The organism is Bordetella petrii (assembly GCF_017356245.1).
GTDB classification, from domain to species: domain Bacteria; phylum Pseudomonadota; class Gammaproteobacteria; order Burkholderiales; family Burkholderiaceae_B; genus Bordetella_A; species Bordetella_A petrii_D.
In genome coordinates this window covers 1,911,550-1,934,230 of the sequence record NZ_JAFMZZ010000001.1, presented here as the reverse complement: position 1 = coordinate 1,934,230, position 22,681 = coordinate 1,911,550, and the positions used below count along the sequence as shown (strand labels likewise).

The window sequence follows — 22,681 nt, the reverse complement described above, 5'->3', positions numbered from 1 at the left end:
GTGGCTCGTTACAGTGGCAGCCTTTCCCAACTTCGATTGTCGAGGATGAAGATGAGCAAAGTGATCAATCGCGTTCGCCTAATTGCTGCGGTTGGTGCCGCGGTAATTTCGTTTGGTGCTCTAGCTGCGGGTTCGCACGGAAGTGAGCATGGTAGCAACCATAGCGGTGGTCACGAGACAGCTGCTCCGATTGGTAAGGCTGGCAACGCATCCAAAGTGTCTCGCACCATCGATGTCGTCATGACAGACGCCATGCGGTTCACACCGGACCGTATTGACGTTAAAGCCGGCGAAACGGTGCGTTTTAGGGTTACTAACTCGGGCAAGATCCGTCACGAAATGGTGCTGGGTACTGAGGCTGACCTGAGTGGCCATTATCAAATGATGCTGAAGGATCCAGGTATGCGCCACGAAGAGGCGAATTCCGTCTCTCTGGAGGCTGGCAAGACCGGCGAAATCGTCTGGCAATTCGATAAGGCGGGTCACGTGGCGTTCGCATGTCTTGAGCCGGGGCATTATCCCGCGGGCATGAAGGGGGCCGTTTCGGTCAAATGATGGTAATTCGGAGCCGGGCGGCCAGTGGCAGTCCGGGGAGAGAGCAAATGACAAAAGCTGTTTCGAACCAACGCCGCCAGTTTGTTCAAGGCCTGGCAGCGGGTGGATTGTTGACCGGTCTGGGGCTTTGGCGGCAACCGGCGTGGGCGCTCCCAACTCCCGAGCAGGCCAATGTACTGTCTGGCACTGAGTTTGATCTGGAAATAGGTGAATCCCCGGCCAACCTCACGGGGTCTCCCCGAATGGCAACTACCGTCAACGGCATGTTGCCCGCGCCGACCCTGCACTGGAAGGAAGGGGATACGGTAACGCTGCGCGTCACAAATCGCCTGAGCGAGGATACGTCAATTCATTGGCATGGCATCTTGTTGCCGACAGGCATGGATGGTGTCCCTGGGTTGAGCTTTCCAGGGATTCGTCCTGGCGAAACGTTTACCTACCAATTCGAAGTGCGTCAAAGCGGTACGTACTGGTATCACAGCCATTCTGGCTTCCAAGAGCAGACGGGCCTGTATGGGGCGATTGTTATTGAACCCAAGCGTCCAGATCCTGTGCGAGCTGAACGCGATTACGTCGTGCTGCTCTCCGATTGGACAGACGAAGACCCGATGAGCGTGTTCCGCAAGCTTAAGGTCATGCCCGATTATTACAACTATATCCAGCCATCCGTAGAAAACCTGATGGATGACGCAAAGAAGAGCGGGTGGAAGAATGCCCTAAACGAGCGTCTCATGTGGCAGAAAATGCGCATGAATCAGACCGACCTGGCTGACGTATCCGGTGCGACCTATACATTTCTTACCAACGGTAAGGCCCCAGCGGGAAATTGGACAGGCCTGTTTAAGCCTGGAGAACGCGTTCGCCTACGCTTCATTAATGGTTCAGCGATGACGTATTTTGACGTTCGTATCCCGGGATTAAAAATGACAGTGGTGTCTGCTGATGGCCAACCAGTCCGGCCGGTGGAAGTAGAAGAATTCCGAATTGCTGTCGCCGAGACATACGATGTCATTGTGGAGCCGAGTGAAGATCGGGCCTATACGATCTTCTCACAGGCTATGGATCGCTCTGGATTCGCGCGCGCCACGCTGGCTCCGCGTGAGGGTATGGCGGCAGAAGTGCCACCTACGGATCCGGTACAGGTCCTCACCATGATGGATATGGGAATGGCTCACGATATGTCCGGAATGGATATGGGCGGAGAGTCGGGCGGCTCAATGAAGGGGATGGATCATGGCTCAATGAGCAACGCTGATCAATCCTCGTCGGGCGCAGGCAACCAAGGCGCGATGAGCGGAATGGACCACGGCAGTATGGGCGGCATGGCGGGAATGAGTCACGGCGGGATGAATCATGGCGCTGGAGACGGGGAAGGAGGGATGGTTGAAGTCAAGCATCCCTATCCCGCAGAGAATAGTCCCGCAACGACTATGCCTCCTGATGTGGTGTCAACCAGGCTAGATGATCCTGGTGTGGGCCTACGAGGCAATGGGCGCAAGGTTTTGACCTACGCCGATCTGCATTCGATGGTCGAGCCCCCAGATAATCGACCGCCCACTCGGGAGATCGAATTGCATCTCACGGGAAATATGGAACGGTACATGTGGTCCTTCAACGGATTGAAATTCACTGAAGCGAAGCCTATTGTCCTGAAGTTTGGCGAGCGCGTGCGATTCGTCTTGGTCAATGACACGATGATGACGCACCCGATTCACTTGCATGGGATGTGGAGCGACCTCGAGTCGCCTGAGGGTAATTTTCAAGTTCGTAAGCACACGATAAGCCTCAATCCCGCGCAACGTGTCAGTTATCGCGTAAGCGCGGATGCTAGAGGGAACTGGGCGTATCACTGCCACCTGCTATATCACATGGAAGCGGGCATGTTCCGCGCCGTCGTCGTGGAGTAAGTCAAAATGGGGACGTTAAGCGTGGAACGAAAACGGCTGGCATCGGTTCTGAGCGGTGCATTCATGGGATTTGCAGCTACCGCGGCTCTGGCTCAGGCCGATGCTACGAGTATGGACCATAAGTCGATGCCGGGAATGGATCACAGCTCGATGAAGGGCATGGGCCAGGATTCAATGAAAGGCATGGATCATAGTTCGATGCCCGGTATGTCGGAAGGAGCGAAGGCGTCGCCCATGAAAGAGATGGATCATGGCTCGATGAAGGGCATGGGCCAAAATTCAATGAAAGGCATGGATCATAGTTCGATGCCGGGTATGTCGGAGGGGGCGAAGAATCAGCCTATGCAAGGAATGGACCACGGCTCCATGGATGGGATGTTGATGGGATCTTTTCAGAATGGGCCTGCAGTGGGGACGTTGCCGACAAGTGACGGTACAACCGATCACCGCTATTCAGCCTACGATATTCATCCTCACATGATGGATGACATGATTACGACCCATCTGCTTTTTGACAAACTAGGGGTGGCCTATAATCGAGATGGCGAGACCGGTCTGCAATGGGATGGTCAATTTTGGATCGGGCGTGATTTGAATAAGCTCTGGATCAAGAGTGAGGGCGATCGTGTCAATGGCAGCACCGATGGTAAACTAGAGGCTTTCTGGAGTCATACCTTTTCTCCATATTGGGACTTCCAACTAGGTGCCCGCCGCGATTTTGGTACCGGACCTAAACGCAATTGGGCGGCAATGGGCATCCAAGGTCTAGCGCCGTACAAATTTGAAACGGAGCTAACTGCCTACGTTGGTGAGGCAGGACGGACCGCATTGGCGTTGAAAGCCGAGTACGATCTGCTGCTTACCCAGCGGTTGATCTTGACGCCCGAGGTCGAGGCCAGTCTTTACGGAAAGGATGACAAAGCGCGTGGTATAGGCGCGGGCTTATCCGATGCATCGCTGTCGTTGCGGCTTCGCTACGAGATAACGCGAGAGGTAGCACCGTATATTGGCGTGTCGTTCGGCCGCAAGTTCGGTAAGACAGCCAGATACGCGAGCGAGGATGGGGAAAGCCGATCTGAACGGACGATCTTGGCTGGTGTCCGAATTTGGTTCTAGATGCTCAGCAAATTTTTCAATCAATGGAGCGTAAGGATGACGCTACTCGAATCTGAAGGCGGATATCTAAGCCGCCGTGCAATGCTGGCGGCCGTTGCGTTAATTCCCGTCGCGTCTTTAGCAAAAACGGCGGTGACGGTTGACGTATGGAAGACGTCTACATGCGGTTGTTGCAAAGACTGGGTGAAGTATCTTCAAGATAATGGTTTTCAAGTGAGCGTCCGTGACGTGACGGACACTTCAGTAGCTCGCCGTCAGAACCGAATTCCGGACGATTATGGGTCGTGCCACTCCGCCCGGGTTGAGGGATATGCCCTTGAGGGACATGTTCCAGCACGTGAGATCAGGCGGTTATTGCGTGAGCGTCCGGCCGCCGTGGGCCTGGCCGTGCCAAGTATGCCCCTCGGTTCTCCGGGGATGGACGGACCGGCCTATGGTGGCAAGCGATTCGCATATGATGTTTTTCTGATCGGGAATGCTGGCGAAGCCAGCGTGTATCAGCAATACCGCTAGAGTGGGTTTCCTACTGTGGTTTCGGAGGCGGTAAGCCAAGTGTTCGATAGCTTCGGAGAACAGGCGTATCGTTTGCCGGCGGGTTTGTTTCCAGGTCGGCGATCAACTGCTGCATTTCCTCTATTTCTTTGAGCTGTGCTCGAATAATCCCGTCTGCTAGCTTCCGGACTCGCGGATCGCGAATGCGAGCACGTTCGCTCGTCAAAATTGCGATAGAGTGATGAGGAATCATTGCTCTCATGTAAGAGATATCGTCAACTGTGGTTTGACTGCGTGCCAACCACAGTGCAATGGCGAAGGCTGCTACGTTGCTGATCACGATGGCGATGTTGGCTTTCGCGCTCCTATACATGGACCACATGAAGCCAAGCATGACGATGGCCATCACCGCACCCATTAGGATCGCCATCCATATTCGCATTTGACTGAACTCAATATGCGATAAGACGTAGACATTCAAATACATGAGCCCGTACATGATGACTGTAGCGGCAATGATCATCAGCGCAAAGCGTCCGTAACTCATCTTCATTGATTTTCTTTCGGTGTTGTCCATTGTCGACTCCCTGTTGTGCGCTGGTTGTTGCCATGCCAAGCACAGCGCCCATGCGAACGGCGCAGATTGATTTTGACTTTTGGTGTGCAGCAAATTTCGTTCCGGCTTAGTTTGGTCGCCGCACTGTCGCTACACTTTATTTGAGTATGCTTATGCGGCGTCGCGTCCGTTGCATTGGGTCAGAGTGGCGAACTATTCTGAATGCTTACGAAAGAGTAATGCCGTCGTTTGATTCGCGTCAGGGTGATCCTGTCAAAATCACTTCCAAGCATCTCTGCATTAAGAATGCACGTGCGCTATCTCAGCGTGCGGTTGCTTATTGAGTTGAAAACGGTTGTGACGTTAAATGCTTGAGACACTAGCTGCCTAAGCATTGCTTACTTAACCACCATCACACATTAAGGTAGGAAATCTATGCTTCGTTTAGACTTCATTGCAAAATTCGTTGCGCCAATCGCCGCCGGCTTGTTCGCCACCGCTGCATTTGCGCACCCTTCGCTGGTGTCGTCGACGCCCGCCGACAAATCTCAGGTCACTGCACCTGCCACTATCGATTTGAAGTTTTCCGAAACGCTCGTGTCGCAATTCTCTGCCGCTAGCTTGTCCATGACAGGCATGGCCGGTATGCCGAATCACGGTGCGATGAAGATAAGCGCCAGCGTGTCCGGTGCCAGTGATGGAAAAACCATGATTATTACACCGGCACAAGCATTGCAGCCAGGCGAGTACCGCGTGGAATGGCGCGCAGTTTCGTCGGATACGCATCCGATCACCGGTAATGTGGATTTCCAGGTGAAATAACCCATGGCTGGGGATTGGTTGACTATCGCGTTGCGCCTCGCACTCTATCTGGACGTGGCGGCGGCATTTGGCGTCGCCATGTTCGGTGTCTACGCTTTGGGGCATGACGAGCGATCTTCTGCGATCTCAAGACGTTATCGAATACTTGTTGGCGCGTTTGCAGTAATCGGCATTGCATTGTCAATGTGGGCATTGGCGCTCATGGCCAAGGTCATGTCTGGCGCGCAAAACTACGCCGAGCTGTCGACGCATGTATTCGAAATGCTCCTTACAGGTACCCATTTGGGAATCGCCTGGTGCGTTCGTATCCTAGCGCTGATGACTTGTGCAGTCATCGCAATACTCAAATTGAATCCAAGATTGCGATTTTCTGTTATGGCAGTCTCAAGCGGCGTGGGACTTGCGACACTTGCCTGGGCGGGCCACGGCGCTATGGATGATGGCGTGCGCGGATACATTCATCTCGCTTCCGACGTCATGCACCTCTGGGCGGCGGGCGCCTGGATAGGCGCTTTGGTTGCCTTCTTTATGCTTGCAGTAATCAAGCCGGGCACCGCTCACGGTTCGGTAGAACTCCTGAGCCGAGCTTCCAATGGCTTCGCACGGATTGGTACGCTGATCGTGGCAACGCTGGTCGTGAGTGGAGTCCTCAATTACTTGATGATCGCTGGACCATCTCTTAGTCCGCTTTCCTCAACGCTTTATGGCCGTCTGCTTTTAGGGAAGCTCTTGTTATTTGGAGGAATGCTCGCGCTTGCGGCGGCGAATCGGTTTAGGTTGAGTCCCGCTCTGGAAGCGTCGCTGAAAGGCGAAAATCGCACGCAGGCAGTTGTCAAACTACGGCAGAGTCTGTTCATGGAGGCAAGCTTAGCGGTTCTGATTTTCGCGGGTGTCGCATGGCTAGGCATTCTTTCTCCCAACGGAACCTAATATTTGACATGCGTTAGGGGGATGCAGACTAACGACCGGGTGGGAGGTTGTCATAAACACGCGCTATTAACGGCGCGGAGAAAGCAGGCGTAGTTTTTGCAAAAGGAGCAATCATGAACTCATATTGGCTGCCTCCCTTCAGCACGTGTTCTGTATCTGCTCTCGTTAGTTTTGCCGCAGTCCGAGCGGCGAAGTAGATGAGGCTGTTAGTAGATGGAGGAGCGTCGTGCATTTTTCAGGGGCGAGGAATATGGTGCAGGTAAGCCGCTTCGAATGCACGGTCTGCTAATCGATTGGTGCATCCGTGGAGGCGAAGGTGGGAGGAAGATCGCCACCGTCAGCAATGATGTTGTTCGTCTATGTTCGGCGCTTGATCACGCTGATTCGCTGTTTAAGGCTAACCGCCGCCGCGGCTGTATCAAGCTTGAGAGCCTGTTCATGGAATCGACGCTCGCCGTATCTTGGCAAGTATGGATTGGTTGGGAGTACTCTCTCCTGTAGCAGCGCGAGTAGCGCAATCGACTACTGGCTTTGACTTACATTGGACTCGTTAATTACCACCGACTGGAATACTCATCAGGCTATGGCATTTCTCCAATTCAATAGAAAATGGGCCGTTGCAGCCATTGGTATGACTGCCGTTGGGGGAGCATCCCTATTGTATTGGGTCAACCTTCCGTCCAGTGCGACGTTCATCGATCCCACGAACTCAGGGCATGTTATGCAGGGGAAGGCTATTTATGCGTACGCTTGCGCTGCTTGCCATGGGGCAAAGTTGCAGGGACAGCCACGTTGGCGTGAGCGCTTAGCCAATGGACGACTGCCCGCGCCGCCACACGATGATACTGGCCATACCTGGCACCATCCCGATGCAGTGCTTTTTGATCTAGTGAAAAACGGCCTGATTCCAGGACGAACCGCGCCATCGGACTATCAGAGCGACATGCCAGCATTCGGTAGTACGTTGAGCGATGAACAGATTATTGCGGTGCTCGCCTACATCAAGAGCACGTGGTCGTCCGACGTCCTGCGCATGCAGAAGGAAGTGACCGAACAGCAGCGGCCGCGGTGACGACGCTGGTCTGCAGCTCGCTTCTTCGATACTAGAAATTTGCGTACGCTTTGGACTGGGCGCCCGGACCCAGGGTGTAGACGGTGAGAGGTCCTGCCTGGTCACCGGGCATGCCCGGCGCGCCCACCGGCATGCCGGGAAGCGATAACCCCTGGCCTGCAATGTGCTCCGAGAGCATCCGCTTGACATACTTGGCAGGCACCAGGCCTTCTACTACATGGCCTTCAATCAGTGCTGTATGGCAGCCAGCAAGGCTCGCGGGGACATGGTATTTCGCCTTGATGGAGGCGAGATCACGTGTGTTGATAGTCTCCACGGCAAAGCCGTTGGCTTCCATGTATGCGGCCCATCGATCGCAGCATCCGCAGTCGGGATTTTTGTACATTTTGACAGGGATACCGGCGGCAAAGACTGAGAGCGGCAGGCCGAGCGCCACACCCAAGGCCAATTTCTTTACTGTGTGCATGATAAATGTTCCTCTTGAGGTGATTTACCGAACGTTGAAAGTCATGATTCGTCCGCAGTCGCCATATCCTACGCTTGACAGGATCTTTGTTTGCTCCGCGTGGCGCGGGTTCCGCAGTTAGACTTGCTCCTGAACGACAGAAATCGTCGCAGGTGCGAGACAGATCCCTTGATCGTTGCAGGCCTGAACCCGCATGACGAGGTGTTCGCCCGCGTCGATCTCGATTTGATGCACCGGAATGCGCGTGCCGTCATCGTAAACCATGATATCGGTTGTATCGATCTTGATTCCACTATTTTTGCCGGCCGGGTAATCAGCTTGCACTGAACGCTCCTCGCCATCGCCCACAACGAGTACGGAAGTCGGGATCAGGTTGTCTAGAGAGGCTGGGTTGGCGTTGACGTGCCAACCGTCGCCAATGTGCAGCGTAATTACTCCGTCCTGTCCCGTCTTCGTGAGTGATGCCTTGACATGATTGGCCGAATCGGCAAATTCTGTATACGTAGTGATGCCGCCCGCAGGCGAATCGAGGGAAGTCTGGAGCGTGCCAGCAATCAGGAGGGCGACGCCCGCGACGACCACGATAGCGGCAAGCATGCCTAGTCCGTATCGGGTCTGGCGATTCATGATCCGTTCTCCTGTGTCAGGGTTTTGTTCAGCGCTTGCACTAGGCTGGTGCTGGTAAAAAGACCCGAGAGCGCTTGCACTTCGCGCCCCTTGTCATCGAGCACGACGGCAAAGGGCAGGCCCACCCCACCGTGCGAGGCGAGTAGGTGTTCAAGAATCGGGGCGGGGCGAGTGAGATCCACCTGCAGTGGAACGGTTCCAGTGTGTTTCAGGGCCGCGACGACATCTCTGTCCGCATACACCGTTTTCTCCAGAACCTTGCAGTTGATGCACCACTGAGCGGTAAATTCCATTAAGACAGGCCGACCGAGCGTGGGTAGGGCCTCTACATCGGTAGCGCGCAACCGTTGCCACGCGATGGCGGTTTCTGACGACTGGCCGAGTCCAGAACCGAAGTAGCCGAGCACTACCGCTATGACACCCACCGATATTGCGGCTGTTCGGGCACTGCGCTCTGTGGCCCGCTGGAACGTGACGGCCGCCCATCCGAGTATGGCGATAAGCAGCGCTATCCATATGGGGGTACCCCACGCGGCGGGTAGCACGCTTTGTGCGTAAAAAAGTGCTGCTGCGAGCAGCAACCAGCCAAAGCTTTGCTGCACAACTGCCGTCCATGCTCCGGCACGTGGCATACGCTTGAGTAGGCTCGGTCGCAAAATGAGCACGACATAAGGTGCCGCCAGTCCCAGACCGATTGCGACAAAGATAACGAGAATGTTGGCAAGCGGTTGTGCTAGCGCAAAGACCAACACGCCGCCCAGAAGCGGCCCGGTGCAGGGAGTGGACAGTAGCGCGCTTACCAGTCCAGAGACGAAAGGTTCAAGCAGACGTCTGCCGCGCAGCGTTACCAAAGCATTGGGCAGAGGCAGGCTGCGCCCAAAGAAACTCAGAATGGCCAAGGCGGTAAGCAGAGCGCTCATGGCAATCAGGAGTGGTCGCGACTGGAAGAGCACTCCCCAACGCCACTGCAAGAGGGAGGTGGCCAATCCCAAGCTGCCAAAAAAAGCTACTGATCCGGCAGCAAAGAGTGCTGCGGAGGTCACGCGCATCGCCTGACGTTCGCCCGCTTCGCGCAACACTGCGCGTACCTTGAGCGGCACAGCGGGCAGGACACACGGAGTGAGATTGAGCAGCAGTCCGGCACCGATAGCCAACAGGGTTTGGACCAGCAACGGTGCGCTCATGCCGTAAATCTCAGACGAAGAGGCGCGAGGCTGTGGCCTCACTGCTGTGAGTGAGGCCCGTGCCTGTGGGATTCAGCATGCGATATCGGCGGGAATGCAGGAATGTGAATACGGGCGTAGTGCAATAGGCCTCCGAGCCGATGCCAGGTGACGCAAGAAGAGACCCTCTGCAGTTCGGTTTCACTCCGTGACCTCGCATCCTACTGCGAAGCCTTCGAGCCTATTTGTGCGACCGGATCTACGTCTACGTGGGGCCGGTCAGCCTCTTTTGCTTGATTTTGGCCACCCATCGCTTTCATCATGAATAGCATCGACAACGGGCAAACCAGCACCAGCAACAACGGGGCCACACCCAGTAGCGTTTCACGCATACCAGGAAGGAGTGCGTAGGCTGCGGCGATAGCCGCCACGACTCCCACGGCCACATACGCCATCGTCTTTTTGCTGCATTGCATTTTGGGTTCCTCCAAATCGGGCAAGCTAAGGTTCAATCGTTACGTTCCAGCTACTTGCCCTCAGGGACTTTGACCTGATCGGCATACTTGCTAAGAATATCCCCCATAGCCTTCATCATTGCGGCATGCATCTGCATCGAAAGCTTTTCGTTGCCAGGAGGCAACTGAGCCATCATGGGACAATTTTTCATCATCCCCATCATGTCCCCCATAGGCATGTTCTTGCCGTTGCCCTGCATGTCGTGCATGCCGGTGTTCATGTTGCCGCCATCGTGTGCGGGGGTTGCGGCGATGGCGGGCACGCCGAATGCCATGGCAGTTGACGTCACAATGCCGGCAAGAAGGGTTTTCGTGTTCATATCTGCTCCTGAAAATTAACGGTTGGCCGATAGATGAATAGACAAGAAACTGTTCGATGCGTTCAATTTTTCGGCGACCATCGATAGCGATAAAGAGGGTTTCACCTTAGGCAACGTTTCAAGCGCCCTTTAGTTAGTGGCACCAGACAAGAGGCATAGTCGTGGGCAACACCTCACCGAAGATCATTGCGGCCTTCGTGTTGCCCGATGTCCTAGCGACGCACGCGTTCATTGAAGACTCAGTTGCGTGCGGAATCCGGATTGGAGCGCAAGCGTACATACTCTGCATAGTGAGCCCGATAATCCGTTGAGGCATAGACGCTCGGATCCACTTCCGCTCGTTTTTGAAGACGTTCCATCCCCGCACGTTTCCAGAGCGCGAGATCGGCCTGAACTTGAGCACGAGTGAGCGAGGAATTTGCAACGTTCGCGGAACCGCTCGGCAAGGGATCCGCATTGGCGCCCGAAGCGGTGGCGAACAGAACAGAAGCGATGGTCACAATAGCAAGTCGATTCATGGTAATCATCCTCAATAAAGGGGTAATGCCTCGCGCATCCAGAGACACTGCCTTTTCTAAATTCGGCAAGCCGTTCGTACAAGCGGGGTATCCGATGTGCGCCTTGGGTGCCGGGATGCGTAAGAACAATTCTGACAGGGGGAGCCTGACCCCAATCCAACAGTAGTATTACTTTTTCGTCAGCTATGAAGAATTGGTTCCAAGTTTTCTGGCTCGCCCATTAGGTCACCATTTCTTAAAAAGATGCTTCACCAGCGCTGCGATGGCAAGAATAAGCACCGCGGCGATGAGCAGCAGAAAAATAACCATCAGCCACATCATCCCGCCCATCATGGCCTCTCCCATCATCTGCGCCTGAGCATTGCCAGATCGCAGTGCCAACGTAACGCACACAGAGAAGGACGTTAATGTCCTTGCGAATGTCATCATAAGCAGCACTTCCTTCTTCGACAGGCTGCCGCGAACCCATACGCACAAAGCACACAGCAGTCAATCCACACAGGCGAAGTATTAAAGAGTGACGGTGTGGCATCGGTGTGCCCTGTTACCGATGCCACATCATGGGAAGGGTTACTGCGTCGGTGTGATCTTCGTTATGACGGGCGAAGAACTCCCATTACGAAGAGAGAATTTCACTTTGTCCCCCACTTTGAGGCCCTGGAGCAGTTTTTTTTCCGCGACGGGAAAACTCATTGTCATGGCAGGCCAGTTCAAGGATTTGATTGGGCCATGCGATAGTTTGACGGTGCCAGACTGCGTGTCCAGGGCGTCGATCGCTCCGGTCCCTTCAGCACTTTGCGCGGTCGAATCCGAATTACTTGATTGGGACATTCCCATTTGCTTCATTGGCATCTGTTGCATCTGGCTCGAGGACATGCCTTGCATGCCGGCCGCCATTGCGGGTGAGGCCAGCGTGGTAAGCATGATGAGCGGAATGGTAAAACGTGGAGACTTCATTTCAGGTTCCTTTAGCGTGAGGGCTTGTTGATGCGTCCGAAGACGCGTTGACTCGACCGCGCATCAGACGATATGCGGCGGGTATGACGAACATGGAAAGCAGAGGGGCGGTGATCATTCCACCGACCATGGGCGCGGCGATACGGCTCATGATTTCTGAGCCTGCGCCGCTGCCAAGCAGAATCGGCAGCAGACCCGCCAAGATGACTGCAACTGTCATGGCCTTGGGGCGTACGCGCATTACGGCACCTTCGCGAATGGCGTCTTCAAGAACCGATGGCGTTAACGATAAGCCGCTGTCCTGGCGGGATGCGGCCGCCTGCTTCAGGTAAAAAAGCATCACCACGCCGAATTCGGCCGATACACCAGCAAGAGCGATGAATCCGATGCCTGCCGGAACGGATAAGTGATAGTTCAGGAGATACAGGAACCAGACACCACCGACCAGCGCGAAAGGAAGTGTGGCCATGATGAGAAGTGCTTCATCGAATCGTCGAAATGTCAGATAAAGCAGGACAAAAATGATCAATAGCGTAGCGGGTATCACAAGGGTCAGACGGGCCGTGGCGCGCTCCATATATTCGAACTGCCCAGAGAACGAGATGCTCATGCCCGGTTTGAGCGCTACTTGTTGTGCAACCGCATGGCGTAGGTCTGAGACCACGGAGGCCAGGTCGCGTCCTCGTACGTCGATGTAGACCCAGCCTGTCGGCCTGGCATTCTCGCTCTTGAGCATCGGCGGCCCGTTCTCGATAGCGATACGTGCAACCGTTCCCAATGTGATCTGCTGGCCATTGCTGGTAAACATGGGGAGGTTGCGAAGGCCTTCGACCGAGTCTCGTATTTCTCGGGGATAGCGGACATTGATCGGATAGCGTGCCAGGCCTTCTACGGTCTCCCCGATATTTTCTCCACCCACTGCGGCTGACACGACCGACTGCACATCGGCAATACTCAGCCCATAGCGTGCGGCGGAGATGCGATCAACTTGGACGTCGACATAACGACCTCCTGTGAGGCGTTCGGCCAAAGCGGAACTTACTCCTGGGACTGTCTTGGCGACCTGCTCGATAGCGAGCGCTACGCTCTCTATATCGGCCAAGTTGGCCGCCGCCACCTTTACACCGATAGGACTTTTTATGCCTGTAGCCAACATGTCCAGCCGGTTGCGAATAGGCGGAACCCATATGTTGGCAAGCCCGGGAACTTTGACCGCATCGTCGAGCGCTTGGATCAGCTTGTCGACGGTCATTCCTGGGCGCCATTGATCGTGTGGTTTGAGTTGGACCGTCGTCTCAAACATCTCAAGCGGAGCAGGATCCGTGGCTGTCTCGGCGCGGCCCGCCTTGCCGAATACGCTCGCCACCTCTGGTACCGTCCTGATCATCCTGTCGGTCAGCTGAAGGAGCTCGGATGCCTTCGAAGCCGACAGGCCCGGCAAAGCAGATGGCATGTAGAGTAGGTCGCCTTCGTCTAAGGGCGGCAGAAATTCACCGCCAAGGCGTGTTGCGGGCCATATCGCGGTTAGCAGGATGATCAACGCCGCAGCAAGAGTTGTGCGAGGCCTTCTCAGTACGGCATCAAGCAAAGGCCGATAGATTCGTATCAAGAATCGGTTAAGCGGATTCTTTTCCTCTGGCGGAATGCGCCCTCGAATCCAGTAACCCATTAATACTGGGACAAGTGTGACGGCCAGTCCAGCTGCACCGGCCATGGCGTAGGTTTTGGTAAACGCCAGAGGGCCAAATAAGCGACCTTCTTGCGCTTGGAGGGTAAAAACGGGGATGAACGATAGCGTAATGATCAGTAGGCTGAAGAATAGCGCCGGCCCTACTTCAGCTGCCGCGTTGGCCATTACCCGCCAGTGCGCTTCGCCCCTGAGCTCTTGTCCCAGGTGCTCGTGGCGCCATGTCTCGACGTGCTTGTGAGCGTTCTCAATCATCACGACTGCTGCATCCACCATGGCGCCAATGGCAATCGCGATGCCGCCAAGCGACATGATATTTGCGCTCACGCCTTGATAATGCATGATGATGAAGGCGGTTAGCACTCCAAGAGGCAGAGAAATAATCGCCACCAGCGCAGACCTCAAATGCCAAAGAAAGATCGCGCATACGAGAGCAACGACAATGAACTCTTCGATGAGTTTGGATGTGAGGTTTTCGATTGCGCGATCAATCAGTTTGCTGCGGTCATACGTGGGTACGATTTCCACGCCAGGCGGCAGGCTCGCCTTGAGCTCGTCCAACTTCGCCTTGACCGCGGATATGGCCTGTCGGGCGTTCTTGCCCGAGCGAAGGATCACCACGCCGCCGGCGGTTTCACCCTCGCCGTTGAGCTCGGCAATCCCGCGTCGTATTTCGGGCCCTAGCTGGATCGTGGCCACGTCGCCAAGCAGAATGGGTGTTCCGCCCGATTTGACCGCCAGAGGAATATTCCGAAAGTCTTCCAGGCTTGCGAGATATCCTGAGGCGCGTACCATGTATTCGGCCTCGGCAAGCTCCAGAACGGAGCCGCCCACTTCCTGATTTGAGGCGCGTACGGCCTGGATGACCTGATCCTGAGTCACGCCGAATGCCGCGAGTTTTATCGGATCAATCACGATCTGATATTGCTTTACCATGCCTCCGATCGACGCGACTTCAGCGACATCCGGCACACTCTTCAGTTCATATTTCAAGAACCAGTCTTGAAGTCCTCGTAGCTGTGAGAGGTCATGATTTCCGGACCGGTCGACCAACGCATATTCGTATATCCAGCCGACTCCGGTGGCGTCCGGGCCCAAAGATGGCTTTGCCGTGGCGGGCAGTCGCCCTTGAACTTGGTTCAAGTATTCGAGCACCCTGGAGCGTGCCCAGTAGAGATCAGTTCCGTCCTCGAAGATGATGTATACGAACGAGTCGCCAAAGAAGGAGTAGCCCCGTACGGTCTTGGCCCCGGGGACCGAAAGCATGGTTGTGGCCAGGGGATATGTGACCTGGTTCTCTACAATTTGAGGCGCTTGCCCGGGATACGTGGTGCGGACGATGACCTGGACGTCGGAGAGGTCTGGCAGTGCATCGATGGGCGCATTCTTGATTGCCCAGAGTCCCCAAAAGAATAGAAAGAGTGTGGCCAAGAGCACCAGGAACCGATTGTTGATAGACCACCGTATGAGTTTCTCTATCATCGAGATGCTCCCGAGGCTTGGATGGTCTGGACCACATAGCTGTCCTCTTCTTGAACGAATTGGAATGCGACTGCCTCGCCAGTCTTGATATCCCGCGTCAGCCCGGGATCGATCACTTTGAACGTCATTGTCATGGCGGGCCAGCCTATCGATGGGACGGGGCCGTGCGATATGGTTATATCTGTCGGCGTAATGGTTTTCACTGTGCCCGTCGCCTTGTGGTGGCTGGCACCGGTTGTTGGCCCGGCGGAAGGTGTTGCTGCAGCCGAGCTGTCGGTCGCCAAGCGCGCGAGTACCCCGCGTAGATTCGCTTCAGAGTCGATCAAGAACTGTCCTGAAGCCACTACGCCTTGGCCCTCTTTGAGGCCTTTCGCGACCACCGTCTTTCCATCGGCCTCGCCGTTTAGCTGTACTTCCGTCGGCAAAAATCGGCCGTTGTCGGTTACTGCGATGACCACATTCCGCTTGCCTGAGCGGATTACCGATTCGGAAGGAATAAGTAGGCCGGCCTTTTCTCCTGTGTGAGCAAACTCTACCTTGGCAAATAGACCTGGTCTGAGCTGGCCATCCGGATTTTGGAGTTCGATGCGTATCCGCGCCGTCCGACTGGCTGCGTCTACCTCAGGCAGGATGTAGCTGACTTTCCCAACGACTGTGTGTCCGGGGAATGCAGGGAAACTCACCTTCGCTTCTAGGCCGGGCCGCATCGCTCGGGCTTGGGTCTCAGGAACAGCGGCATCGAGCCAGACCGCATCCAATCCATTGAGTTGCGCCAGAACTGTTCCCGCGCTGACAGCCATTCCGTTACGCACGTTGAGTGTCTGGAGCAGTCCGGTTGATGGGGCTCTGATTGTCAAGGTGGGTTGCGCCTTGCGGGTGCGCTCGACACGCTCGATCAAATCGTCTGGCATCCCCAAAAGCCGCATGCGTTCGCGAGCGGCGCGAGCGAGGGAGCGCTCGCCACTTCGCATCAGGGCGAGAAACTCTAATTGCGCCCCTTCCCATTCTGGAACAATCAACTCGGCAATGGGTGTTCCGCTCGCTAGAACGTCGCCCGGCGCCAGGGGGTAGACTTTGTCAACGTATCCGGTGGTTCTCGCCTGCAGTATGGTTACGAGGCGGTCATTCAACTTTATGCTGGCCGTCGCTTCAATAGCGCCTGGTATTGGACCTTGTTGAACTTTGACGATTCGAATGCCCAGGTTCTGTTGGATGGTAGGTTCGATCATGATGCCTTGCGCGCCGTTTCCTTCGTCGGCGTATTTAGGCACTAACTCCATGTCCATGAAGGGGGACTTTCCCGGCTTATCAAAGTGCTGAGTGGGCACCATGGGGTCATACCAGTAGAGTACTTGCCGATCGCCCTTGGAATTTATGGCAGTAGATACGGCCGATGATGTCGGTACGTTGCGATTGGCTAGGGCATAGCCTGCGCCTGCCGCAATAGCTGCGGCTACGACCATGCCAAGCGTGATTTGACCGAGAGTGAATGAGGCCTTCATTGGGCTAACTCTCCATAGCTGAAGTAGAGTTCTGCGGCGAGCATCGCTTGTTGCCATTGCAGGTCAATGAGTTTGAGTTGCTGATCGAGCAGCAGGCGACGAACCGCCAGAACTTGCTTCAGAGAGGATTTTCCGGCTCGATAGCTGGCGTACTGCAAGTCCACAGAGGATCGTGCGAGCGGCAGCGTCGTGGTGGCCAAACGGTGGCCCAGGCGGGATGCCGCCTCGTAATCGGAAAATGTGCTCTCGAGAGCGCTACTGCGTTCCCGCCTGGCTGTCTCGCGTTCGGCGTTGACACGTATGAGATCTTGACGTTTGGCGTCGGCGCGAGGTCCCTGTCGCGTCGATGAAAAGATAGGCAATTCCCAGGTGAATTGCAGGGACACCATATTGCCGAATTGCGGGTCTCGCCGCTGGAATCCGAGTTCTACGCCCCAGTCGGGTTTCTTCTCCGCATCGGCTTCTCGAATGGCGGCACTGGCGCTGCGCGCCTGAGCATCATAGGAGTCCCACAGAGGGTGGCGATCTAGCCCTTCGCGCAATGCACCGATTTCAACTTCCATGGGTGGCGGAGCGCCTATTAAGGGTTCATCGGCCGCCGAGCCGATGTATTGCCGCAAGTTCGCTTTGGACTTTGAAATGTCTCGCGTCAGTTGGTCTTTCAGGTCTTCGATATCAGCCGCCGCGATACGGGGTTCAAGAGCATTGGACGGCGATAGGCGGTCGGCTGTGACTTGTGCGCCGGCCGTCGTTACCGCAATTCTGTTGTCGCGGTGGATATTGTTGAGAACCTCCACTTTGCGCTCGAGGTAATACCGGGTGATCCACCCTTGGGCGACAGCCCGCCGAATGTCCAGTAGCGCAACACGCCGCTGGGCCTGGGCCACACCAACGGCGGCGCGAGCACCGTCTTTGCGAGCCTCTCGTTTATCCGAGTTGATGAAGTCTTGCATGATGGAGACCTTTTGCATGGTCATCGACTCTCCATTCATGGTCCATCGGCCCATTCCCGATACGGGATAGTTGTCGATGCCGAGCGCAATCTTGGGATCCGGTTGTTCTCCTGCAGGGATGACCGAAAGCTGAGCGGCTCGTATTTCCGCGGTATCGGCGCGTAAGGCGGGGGATTCTTGTTGTGCTAAAGAGATTGCCTGTTCAAACGAAAGCGGGGCGGCGTGAGCCACGGCCACCCACCCTACCAACAATGGCAGGGTAAGAAAATCCAAACGAGGAGACATGCTCCAACTCCATGACGGGGCCTACGCGTGACGGGGACGCGCATCGATCTCCGCCAGTCAAACTGGCGGGACACCAAATCTAGGGAGCGTTAGAGCGAACGAGGAGGGCGCCACAACCCTGATGGGTCGCGCGTGCTGACTGCCGTATCAGTCAAGAGCAGCAGGTGTGGCTGGATAGTCCACGACGGTTGCCAAGAGACGGCTTGAGGAGACGGAAAGGAATGGCAGAGCTTGCAGGCTGCACTCGGCTTACATGGCTTGGATCCGCTGGAGTGCGGAGACGACTTCGTATCGGCCGAATCTGTTGCGCAGTGCCCGTCGGACATCGAATTTTGGGTTGTTGCAGTATCGTGCGGCTGAACGGACATCTGCATCGCAGGCATGGCGTGAGGCGCGAGTACGCTCGCCGTGGTCGCAACGGGGACCGCCAGCGTCAGTAAAACGATAACTAGTATGCGTAATAGAGCCATGGTGAAAAATTATAATGTGTAAGCACTAAAGGCACTAGCCGTGATGGATCATGTGGTGATTCAGCGCAAGCACAAGTGGCCTATCTTTCGTCTGGGTATCGCTATCGAGATTATGGCTCGATAGTTTTGCTGAATGCCCAGCTTTAGAGCTTGACATTCCAATGGGGGGAAGGTTTAGGCTTAGAACCTCAGTCACTGGAGGTTGGCATGGCGCGGAAGTCATTACCAAAGCAGGACTTGGCGGACCACAAGCATGGGCCTGCGACACACGCGTTCCAGCACAGTCATCATCGGGATGAGAAGGACGCTAAGGCTCCTTCAACGAGGCACGCTTGTGAAGGACATGACCATCATCATGGCTCCTCTCATGGCCGAACGACTGACGCTGGCGTATCGCGTGCCGGATCATCGAGTGCGGAATACACATGTCCGATGCATCCGCAGATTCGGCAGATTGGACCGGGCAGTTGCCCTATCTGTGGCATGGCGCTCGAGCCGGTGACTGTGTCGTTAGACGGCGAGCAAGAAAGTAGCGAGTTGCGTGACTTTTCTCGTCGATTCTGGATCGGCCTGGTGCTTACGTTGCCCGTAGTCGTACTCGAGATGGGAGGGCACCTATTCGACATTCATAGACTGGTGAGTCCACAGTTATCGAATTGGCTGCAATTTGTGTTGGCCACCCCCGTAGTGTGGTGGGCGGGATGGCCATTCTTCGTGCGAGCGTGGAAGTCGCTCGTGTTTCGAAGTCTGAACATGTTCACACTTATTGCATTGGGCACTGGCGTTGCGTGGATCTATAGCGTCGTCGCCACGGTCGCGCCACAATGGTTCCCCGAAAACTTTCGGACTCAGGGAGCTGTCGCAGTCTACTTTGAGGCGGCTGCTGTTATTACGGTGCTTGTCCTACTGGGGCAGCTGCTGGAGCTGCGCGCACGAGAGCGGACTTCTGGAGCGATTAAAGCGCTGTTGAACCTCGCGCCAAAGACGGCGGTTAGGGTCAGAGAAGATGACAGCGACGAGACTGTCGCGTTGGAGTCGATCCAAGTCGGCGAGCGACTGCGAGTTCGGCCGGGTGAGAAAGTCCCTGTAGACGGGGAGGTTCTGGAGGGACGATGCACCGTAGATGAATCGATGATAACGGGTGAACCAATTCCGGTGACAAAGGCGCCAGGGTCCTCTGTTACTGCGGGGACGCTGAACCAAACTGGTAGTTTCGTCATGCGGGCAGAGCGGGTAGGGGCAGATACGCTTCTAGCGCAAATCGTACAGATGGTCGCGGCCGCGCAACGCAGTCGAGCGCCAATTCAGCGGCTGGCTGATCAAGTGGCTGGCTGGTTCGTGCCTGCGGTAATCGTGGCATCTGTGGTTGCCTTTGCCGCCTGGCTTTACTGGGGACCGGCTCCTGCCTTCACGTATGCACTCATCGCGATGGTGTCTGTGCTGATCATTGCGTGCCCTTGCGCGTTGGGGCTGGCTACACCTATGTCGATCATGGTCGGGGTGGGGCGTGCTGCACAGCATGGGGTGCTTATCCGAGACGCCGAAGTGCTCGAGCAGATGCAGAAAGTTGATTTGGTAATTGTGGACAAGACGGGGACGTTGACCGAAGGCAAACCAAAGGTCACCAGTATTCAGCCCGCGGCAGCCGTAGACCGCGCTGTGCTGCTGCAAATGCTGGCCAGCGTGGAGCGCGCCAGCGAGCACCCATTAGCCACTGCGATCGTCGATGCTGCACAAGAGGCGAAGTTGGCGCTTTTACCCGTAGAGAATTTTGATTCTCCCGTTGGTAAGGGGGTAATTGGAACCGTCGACAAAAAGCACATTGTTTGCGGCAGCGCCAAATTCTTGGCAGAGCACGGCATTGTGATATCAGCCGAGGACTCGGGCGATTCGCTACGAGCGAAAGGCGCCACAGTCATTTATGTCGGGATTGATAGTCACTACGCCGGGTTCGTTAGCATCACCGATCCCATCAAGGAGTCGACACCCCAGGCGATCGATGCGCTACACAGGTCGGGAGTCAGAGTTGTGATGCTTACCGGGGACAGCAAAGCGACTGCGCGTGCCGTTGCCGAGCAGCTCGGCATCGATGAGGCTATAGGCGAAGTGCTGCCCGAAGATAAAAGCGCTGCCGTAAAGCGCTTCCAGGCAGAGGGCAGAATTGTTGCCATGGCTGGTGACGGCGTCAATGATGCGCCCGCTTTGGCCGCCGCTAACGTTGGTATAGCCATGGGGACCGGTACTGACGTGGCGATGGAAAGCGCCGGCGTGACGCTGCTGAAAGGCGACCTCATGGGCATCGTACGCGCACGGCGTGCTTCCCAAGCAACGATGCGAAACATCAAAGAGAACTTGTTTTTTGCGTTTATTTATAACGCGGCGGGCATTCCCGTTGCCGCCGGTGTGCTGTATCCGATTTTTGGCGTCCTTCTCTCTCCCGTCATTGCGGCGGCGGCTATGGCGTTGTCATCTGTGAGCGTGATCGGTAACGCGTTGAGGCTTAGAGTCGCGAAAATTGACGAGTAATGTGCATTCGAGAGAGTGAAAACACGGGAGGATCTCGCGGGGCACTTTAGATCCAATTTGAGAGGGATGCTTGACCTTTCCATGGTGGTAAGGTTTACGCTAATTACCATTGCCGCATATGACATACATGTCCCCGAAGCAATGGGAGTGCGGCGAGGCATCGGCTGGGCGAAGCATCCTTCTAATTGTCAGTGAGCGTTTTGACTTAAAGCTGGGTGCAAAGCATGGCCTGGAATTGAGAAAACTTCGCTATGACATTGACCCGACGATCTTTCCTCACAGGGGCAGGCCTGGCAGGAGGTTCGTTCCTGGCGGGATCCCTCCTATGGCCTTCTAGGGCTAATAGCGCTTCAACGGCGTTACGAATTCCTGAGCTGATTGATGCCCGCACGAAGGGGCAAGCGATTGTGCTGACCGCGCAGTCCGGCAGAACAGCCTTCTACTCCGGGCGTGAAAGCGATACCTTGGGCTATAACGGCAGCTATCTTGGACCGACGTTGCGTGTCCATCGCGGTGATGACGTGCAAATTGCCGTCACCAACTCCCTTCGCGAAGATACAACAGTCCATTGGCATGGGTTACTCATTCCCGGAGAGCTTGATGGCGGTCCACACCAGACGATCCGTCCAGGTGCTACGTGGCGACCCGTGCTTCCCATTCGTCAGCCTGCAGCGACGCTCTGGTATCACTCGCATGCCCATGGTCGTACCGCCGAGCAAGTCTATGCCGGGCTGGCCGGCGTCCTGATCGTTTCTGACGACGAAGAAAGAGCGCTCGGACTACCGTCTGAGTATGGCGTCGATGATCTTCCGTTGGTATTGCAGGATCGACAATTCCAGGATGGGATGCTTGTCCTCCCGCAAGGAATGATGTCGATGATGCACGGCCGACGCGGCGATACGTTGATGGTCAACGGAACCGTCAATCCGGTGGCTCGAGTGCCACGTCGTCTAGTTCGGCTTCGCTTGGTCAATGGGGCCAACTCCAGAGACTTTGATCTCGCCTTTGACGATGGCCGGTCATTTCAATGGATTGCGTCCGAAGGCGGGCTACTCGAAGGGCCAGTGGAATTGCGTTCTTTGAGGCTTGCTCCCGGCGAGCGGGCTGAGATTATTGTTGATTTTTCTGATGGCCGTCCCGCTCTGCTCGAAGCGGGGCCAGACAACACCATGTCGATGATGATGAGAACAATGACAGGCGTCACTAATCTGGGTGGTATCGGACGCGAGACGGTTGTCAGGTTCGAACCGCAGTCAGGAGAGGCACTGGTGAAGGCCGTGCCGGACAAGCTTGTCAGCTGGGAGCGCCCGAACGTTTCGAATGCCGTTCGGCGGCGTCGTTTCGAAATGAACATAGGTATGGGAGGCCAAATGCGCGGCGGAATGACAATGTTCGGCATCAATGGCCGCGCTTTCGATATGTCGCGGATTGACGAAAGGATTCGACTTGGAGACACCGAGATTTGGGAAGTCTCAGGTGAGATGATGGCGCATCCGTTCCATATTCACGGTGTTCACTTTGAGGTACTGAGTCGAAATGGCTCGAGCCCGGGCATCCGTGATCAAGGTCTCCGAGATACGGTCATAGTTCAGGAGCCGGTCGAGTTGCTTGTGAAGTTTTCGCAGACTGCGGTGAGTTCGCCATTTATGTATCACTGCCATATTCTTGAGCACGAGGATGCTGGAATGATGGGGCAATTTTTGATTAGTTAATGCTGAAGACGTTTCAGGAAACAGCAAATAAAGCACGTAAGTGAGGTG

At 55.6% G+C, this 22,681-nt stretch carries 21 protein-coding genes; 9 read left to right on the top strand and 12 right to left on the bottom strand.

The window, feature by feature from the left end; all coding sequences use genetic code 11:
* The first annotated feature begins 51 nt into the window (after positions 1-51).
* From J2P76_RS09460 to J2P76_RS09445, 4 genes are all read left to right on the top strand, one after another.
* Positions 52-555, top strand: a complete 504-nt coding sequence (locus J2P76_RS09460; RefSeq protein WP_012251419.1) for a cupredoxin domain-containing protein — start codon at positions 52-54, stop codon at positions 553-555.
* A gap of 47 nt (positions 556-602) precedes the next feature.
* On the top strand, positions 603-2,462 hold the full coding sequence (locus J2P76_RS09455) for a copper resistance system multicopper oxidase (protein ID WP_012251418.1): 1,860 nt from the start codon (positions 603-605) through the stop codon (positions 2,460-2,462).
* A gap of 291 nt (positions 2,463-2,753) precedes the next feature.
* Complete coding sequence (locus J2P76_RS09450; protein WP_012251417.1) at positions 2,754-3,578, top strand: copper resistance protein B; 825 nt, start codon at positions 2,754-2,756, stop codon at positions 3,576-3,578.
* A 36-nt stretch (positions 3,579-3,614) separates the two neighbouring features.
* Positions 3,615-4,091: a DUF411 domain-containing protein gene (locus J2P76_RS09445; RefSeq protein WP_012251416.1), complete on the top strand. Its 477-nt coding sequence runs from the start codon at positions 3,615-3,617 to the stop codon at positions 4,089-4,091.
* A gap of 10 nt (positions 4,092-4,101) precedes the next feature.
* Here J2P76_RS09445 and J2P76_RS09440 read toward each other — a convergent pair whose 3' ends face one another.
* On the bottom strand, positions 4,102-4,647 hold the full coding sequence (locus J2P76_RS09440) for a DUF305 domain-containing protein (protein ID WP_012251415.1): 546 nt from the start codon (positions 4,645-4,647) through the stop codon (positions 4,102-4,104).
* Between the two features lie 414 nt (positions 4,648-5,061).
* On the opposite strand from J2P76_RS09440, the gene copC reads away from it, so the two are divergent.
* From copC to J2P76_RS09425, 3 genes are all read left to right on the top strand, one after another.
* A complete protein-coding gene (copC, locus tag J2P76_RS09435; RefSeq protein ID WP_012251414.1) occupies positions 5,062-5,448 on the top strand; it encodes a copper homeostasis periplasmic binding protein CopC in 387 nt (128 codons plus the stop codon).
* Between the two features lie 3 nt (positions 5,449-5,451).
* A complete protein-coding gene (copD, locus tag J2P76_RS09430) occupies positions 5,452-6,378 on the top strand; it encodes a copper homeostasis membrane protein CopD (protein ID WP_207406604.1) in 927 nt (308 codons plus the stop codon).
* A gap of 583 nt (positions 6,379-6,961) precedes the next feature.
* The gene (locus tag J2P76_RS09425) at positions 6,962-7,450 is read left to right on the top strand and encodes a c-type cytochrome (RefSeq protein ID WP_041863213.1); all 489 of its coding nucleotides are present in this window, start codon (positions 6,962-6,964) and stop codon (positions 7,448-7,450) included.
* Between the two features lie 31 nt (positions 7,451-7,481).
* On the opposite strand, the gene J2P76_RS09420 is transcribed toward J2P76_RS09425, so the two are convergent.
* From J2P76_RS09420 to J2P76_RS09370, 11 genes are all read right to left on the bottom strand, one after another.
* On the bottom strand, positions 7,482-7,916 hold the full coding sequence (locus J2P76_RS09420; protein WP_012251410.1) for a DUF411 domain-containing protein: 435 nt from the start codon (positions 7,914-7,916) through the stop codon (positions 7,482-7,484).
* Positions 7,917-8,033: 117 nt separating this feature from the next.
* Positions 8,034-8,543: a protein-disulfide reductase DsbD domain-containing protein gene (locus J2P76_RS09415; RefSeq protein WP_012251409.1), complete on the bottom strand. Its 510-nt coding sequence runs from the start codon at positions 8,541-8,543 to the stop codon at positions 8,034-8,036.
* Positions 8,540-9,727 carry a protein-disulfide reductase DsbD family protein gene (locus tag J2P76_RS09410; RefSeq protein ID WP_012251408.1) on the bottom strand — a complete coding sequence of 396 codons (1,188 nt, stop codon included), beginning with the start codon at positions 9,725-9,727 and terminating at the stop codon, positions 8,540-8,542. Before J2P76_RS09410 ends, J2P76_RS09415 begins: the two co-directional genes overlap by 4 nt.
* Before the next feature lie 200 nt (positions 9,728-9,927).
* Positions 9,928-10,182, bottom strand: coding sequence for a DUF2933 domain-containing protein (locus tag J2P76_RS09405; protein ID WP_012251407.1), 255 nt, complete (start codon positions 10,180-10,182; stop codon positions 9,928-9,930).
* 50 nt (positions 10,183-10,232) lie between these two features.
* A complete protein-coding gene (locus J2P76_RS09400; protein ID WP_012251406.1) occupies positions 10,233-10,541 on the bottom strand; it encodes a hypothetical protein in 309 nt (102 codons plus the stop codon).
* A gap of 239 nt (positions 10,542-10,780) precedes the next feature.
* Positions 10,781-11,059, bottom strand: a complete 279-nt coding sequence (locus J2P76_RS09395) for a DUF4148 domain-containing protein (protein WP_085970280.1) — start codon at positions 11,057-11,059, stop codon at positions 10,781-10,783.
* A 225-nt stretch (positions 11,060-11,284) separates the two neighbouring features.
* Positions 11,285-11,488 (bottom strand): hypothetical protein, encoded by a 204-nt coding sequence (locus tag J2P76_RS09390; RefSeq protein WP_041863212.1) that lies wholly within the window; start codon positions 11,486-11,488, stop codon positions 11,285-11,287.
* A 141-nt stretch (positions 11,489-11,629) separates the two neighbouring features.
* Positions 11,630-12,016: a copper-binding protein gene (locus tag J2P76_RS09385; RefSeq protein ID WP_041863211.1), complete on the bottom strand. Its 387-nt coding sequence runs from the start codon at positions 12,014-12,016 to the stop codon at positions 11,630-11,632.
* Between the two features lies 1 nt (position 12,017).
* Positions 12,018-15,185 carry an efflux RND transporter permease subunit gene (locus J2P76_RS09380; protein ID WP_012251402.1) on the bottom strand — a complete coding sequence of 1,056 codons (3,168 nt, stop codon included), beginning with the start codon at positions 15,183-15,185 and terminating at the stop codon, positions 12,018-12,020.
* Positions 15,182-16,687: an efflux RND transporter periplasmic adaptor subunit gene (locus J2P76_RS09375; RefSeq protein ID WP_012251401.1), complete on the bottom strand. Its 1,506-nt coding sequence runs from the start codon at positions 16,685-16,687 to the stop codon at positions 15,182-15,184. The genes J2P76_RS09380 and J2P76_RS09375 overlap by 4 nt, the downstream gene beginning before the upstream one ends.
* A complete protein-coding gene (locus J2P76_RS09370; protein ID WP_012251400.1) occupies positions 16,684-17,925 on the bottom strand; it encodes a TolC family protein in 1,242 nt (413 codons plus the stop codon). The genes J2P76_RS09375 and J2P76_RS09370 overlap by 4 nt, the downstream gene beginning before the upstream one ends.
* Before the next feature lie 902 nt (positions 17,926-18,827).
* Here J2P76_RS09370 and J2P76_RS09365 point away from each other — a divergent pair.
* Positions 18,828-20,921, top strand: coding sequence for a copper-transporting P-type ATPase (locus J2P76_RS09365; protein ID WP_269446939.1), 2,094 nt, complete (start codon positions 18,828-18,830; stop codon positions 20,919-20,921).
* Positions 20,922-21,172: 251 nt separating this feature from the next.
* Positions 21,173-22,633 carry a multicopper oxidase family protein gene (locus tag J2P76_RS09360; RefSeq protein WP_012251398.1) on the top strand — a complete coding sequence of 487 codons (1,461 nt, stop codon included), beginning with the start codon at positions 21,173-21,175 and terminating at the stop codon, positions 22,631-22,633.
* Positions 22,634-22,681 lie beyond the last annotated feature (48 nt).

Bases quoted from the DNA above. Each gene is read 5' to 3' on its own strand.
- J2P76_RS09450 (WP_012251417.1), top strand. From the start codon at position 2,754: ATGGATCATAGTTCGATGCCGGGTATGTCGGAGGGGGCGAAGAATCAG.
- J2P76_RS09410 (WP_012251408.1), bottom strand. From the start codon at position 9,727: ATGAGCGCACCGTTGCTGGTCCAAACCCTGTTGGCTATCGGTGCCGGA.
- J2P76_RS09380 (WP_012251402.1), bottom strand. From the start codon at position 15,185: ATGATAGAGAAACTCATACGGTGGTCTATCAACAATCGGTTCCTGGTG.
- J2P76_RS09375 (WP_012251401.1), bottom strand. From the start codon at position 16,687: ATGAAGGCCTCATTCACTCTCGGTCAAATCACGCTTGGCATGGTCGTA.
- J2P76_RS09370 (WP_012251400.1), bottom strand. From the start codon at position 17,925: ATGTCTCCTCGTTTGGATTTTCTTACCCTGCCATTGTTGGTAGGGTGG.
- J2P76_RS09425 (WP_041863213.1), top strand. From the start codon at position 6,962: ATGGCATTTCTCCAATTCAATAGAAAATGGGCCGTTGCAGCCATTGGT.
- J2P76_RS09360 (WP_012251398.1), top strand. From the start codon at position 21,173: ATGACATTGACCCGACGATCTTTCCTCACAGGGGCAGGCCTGGCAGGA.
- J2P76_RS09390 (WP_041863212.1), bottom strand. From the start codon at position 11,488: ATGATGACATTCGCAAGGACATTAACGTCCTTCTCTGTGTGCGTTACG.
- copC (WP_012251414.1), top strand. From the start codon at position 5,062: ATGCTTCGTTTAGACTTCATTGCAAAATTCGTTGCGCCAATCGCCGCC.
- J2P76_RS09365 (WP_269446939.1), top strand. From the start codon at position 18,828: ATGCATCCGCAGATTCGGCAGATTGGACCGGGCAGTTGCCCTATCTGT.
- J2P76_RS09420 (WP_012251410.1), bottom strand. From the start codon at position 7,916: ATGCACACAGTAAAGAAATTGGCCTTGGGTGTGGCGCTCGGCCTGCCG.
- J2P76_RS09455 (WP_012251418.1), top strand. From the start codon at position 603: ATGACAAAAGCTGTTTCGAACCAACGCCGCCAGTTTGTTCAAGGCCTG.
- J2P76_RS09385 (WP_041863211.1), bottom strand. From the start codon at position 12,016: ATGAAGTCTCCACGTTTTACCATTCCGCTCATCATGCTTACCACGCTG.
- J2P76_RS09415 (WP_012251409.1), bottom strand. From the start codon at position 8,543: ATGAATCGCCAGACCCGATACGGACTAGGCATGCTTGCCGCTATCGTG.
- J2P76_RS09440 (WP_012251415.1), bottom strand. From the start codon at position 4,647: ATGGACAACACCGAAAGAAAATCAATGAAGATGAGTTACGGACGCTTT.
- J2P76_RS09395 (WP_085970280.1), bottom strand. From the start codon at position 11,059: ATGAATCGACTTGCTATTGTGACCATCGCTTCTGTTCTGTTCGCCACC.
- J2P76_RS09460 (WP_012251419.1), top strand. From the start codon at position 52: ATGAGCAAAGTGATCAATCGCGTTCGCCTAATTGCTGCGGTTGGTGCC.
- J2P76_RS09445 (WP_012251416.1), top strand. From the start codon at position 3,615: ATGACGCTACTCGAATCTGAAGGCGGATATCTAAGCCGCCGTGCAATG.
- J2P76_RS09405 (WP_012251407.1), bottom strand. From the start codon at position 10,182: ATGCAATGCAGCAAAAAGACGATGGCGTATGTGGCCGTGGGAGTCGTG.
- copD (WP_207406604.1), top strand. From the start codon at position 5,452: ATGGCTGGGGATTGGTTGACTATCGCGTTGCGCCTCGCACTCTATCTG.
- J2P76_RS09400 (WP_012251406.1), bottom strand. From the start codon at position 10,541: ATGAACACGAAAACCCTTCTTGCCGGCATTGTGACGTCAACTGCCATG.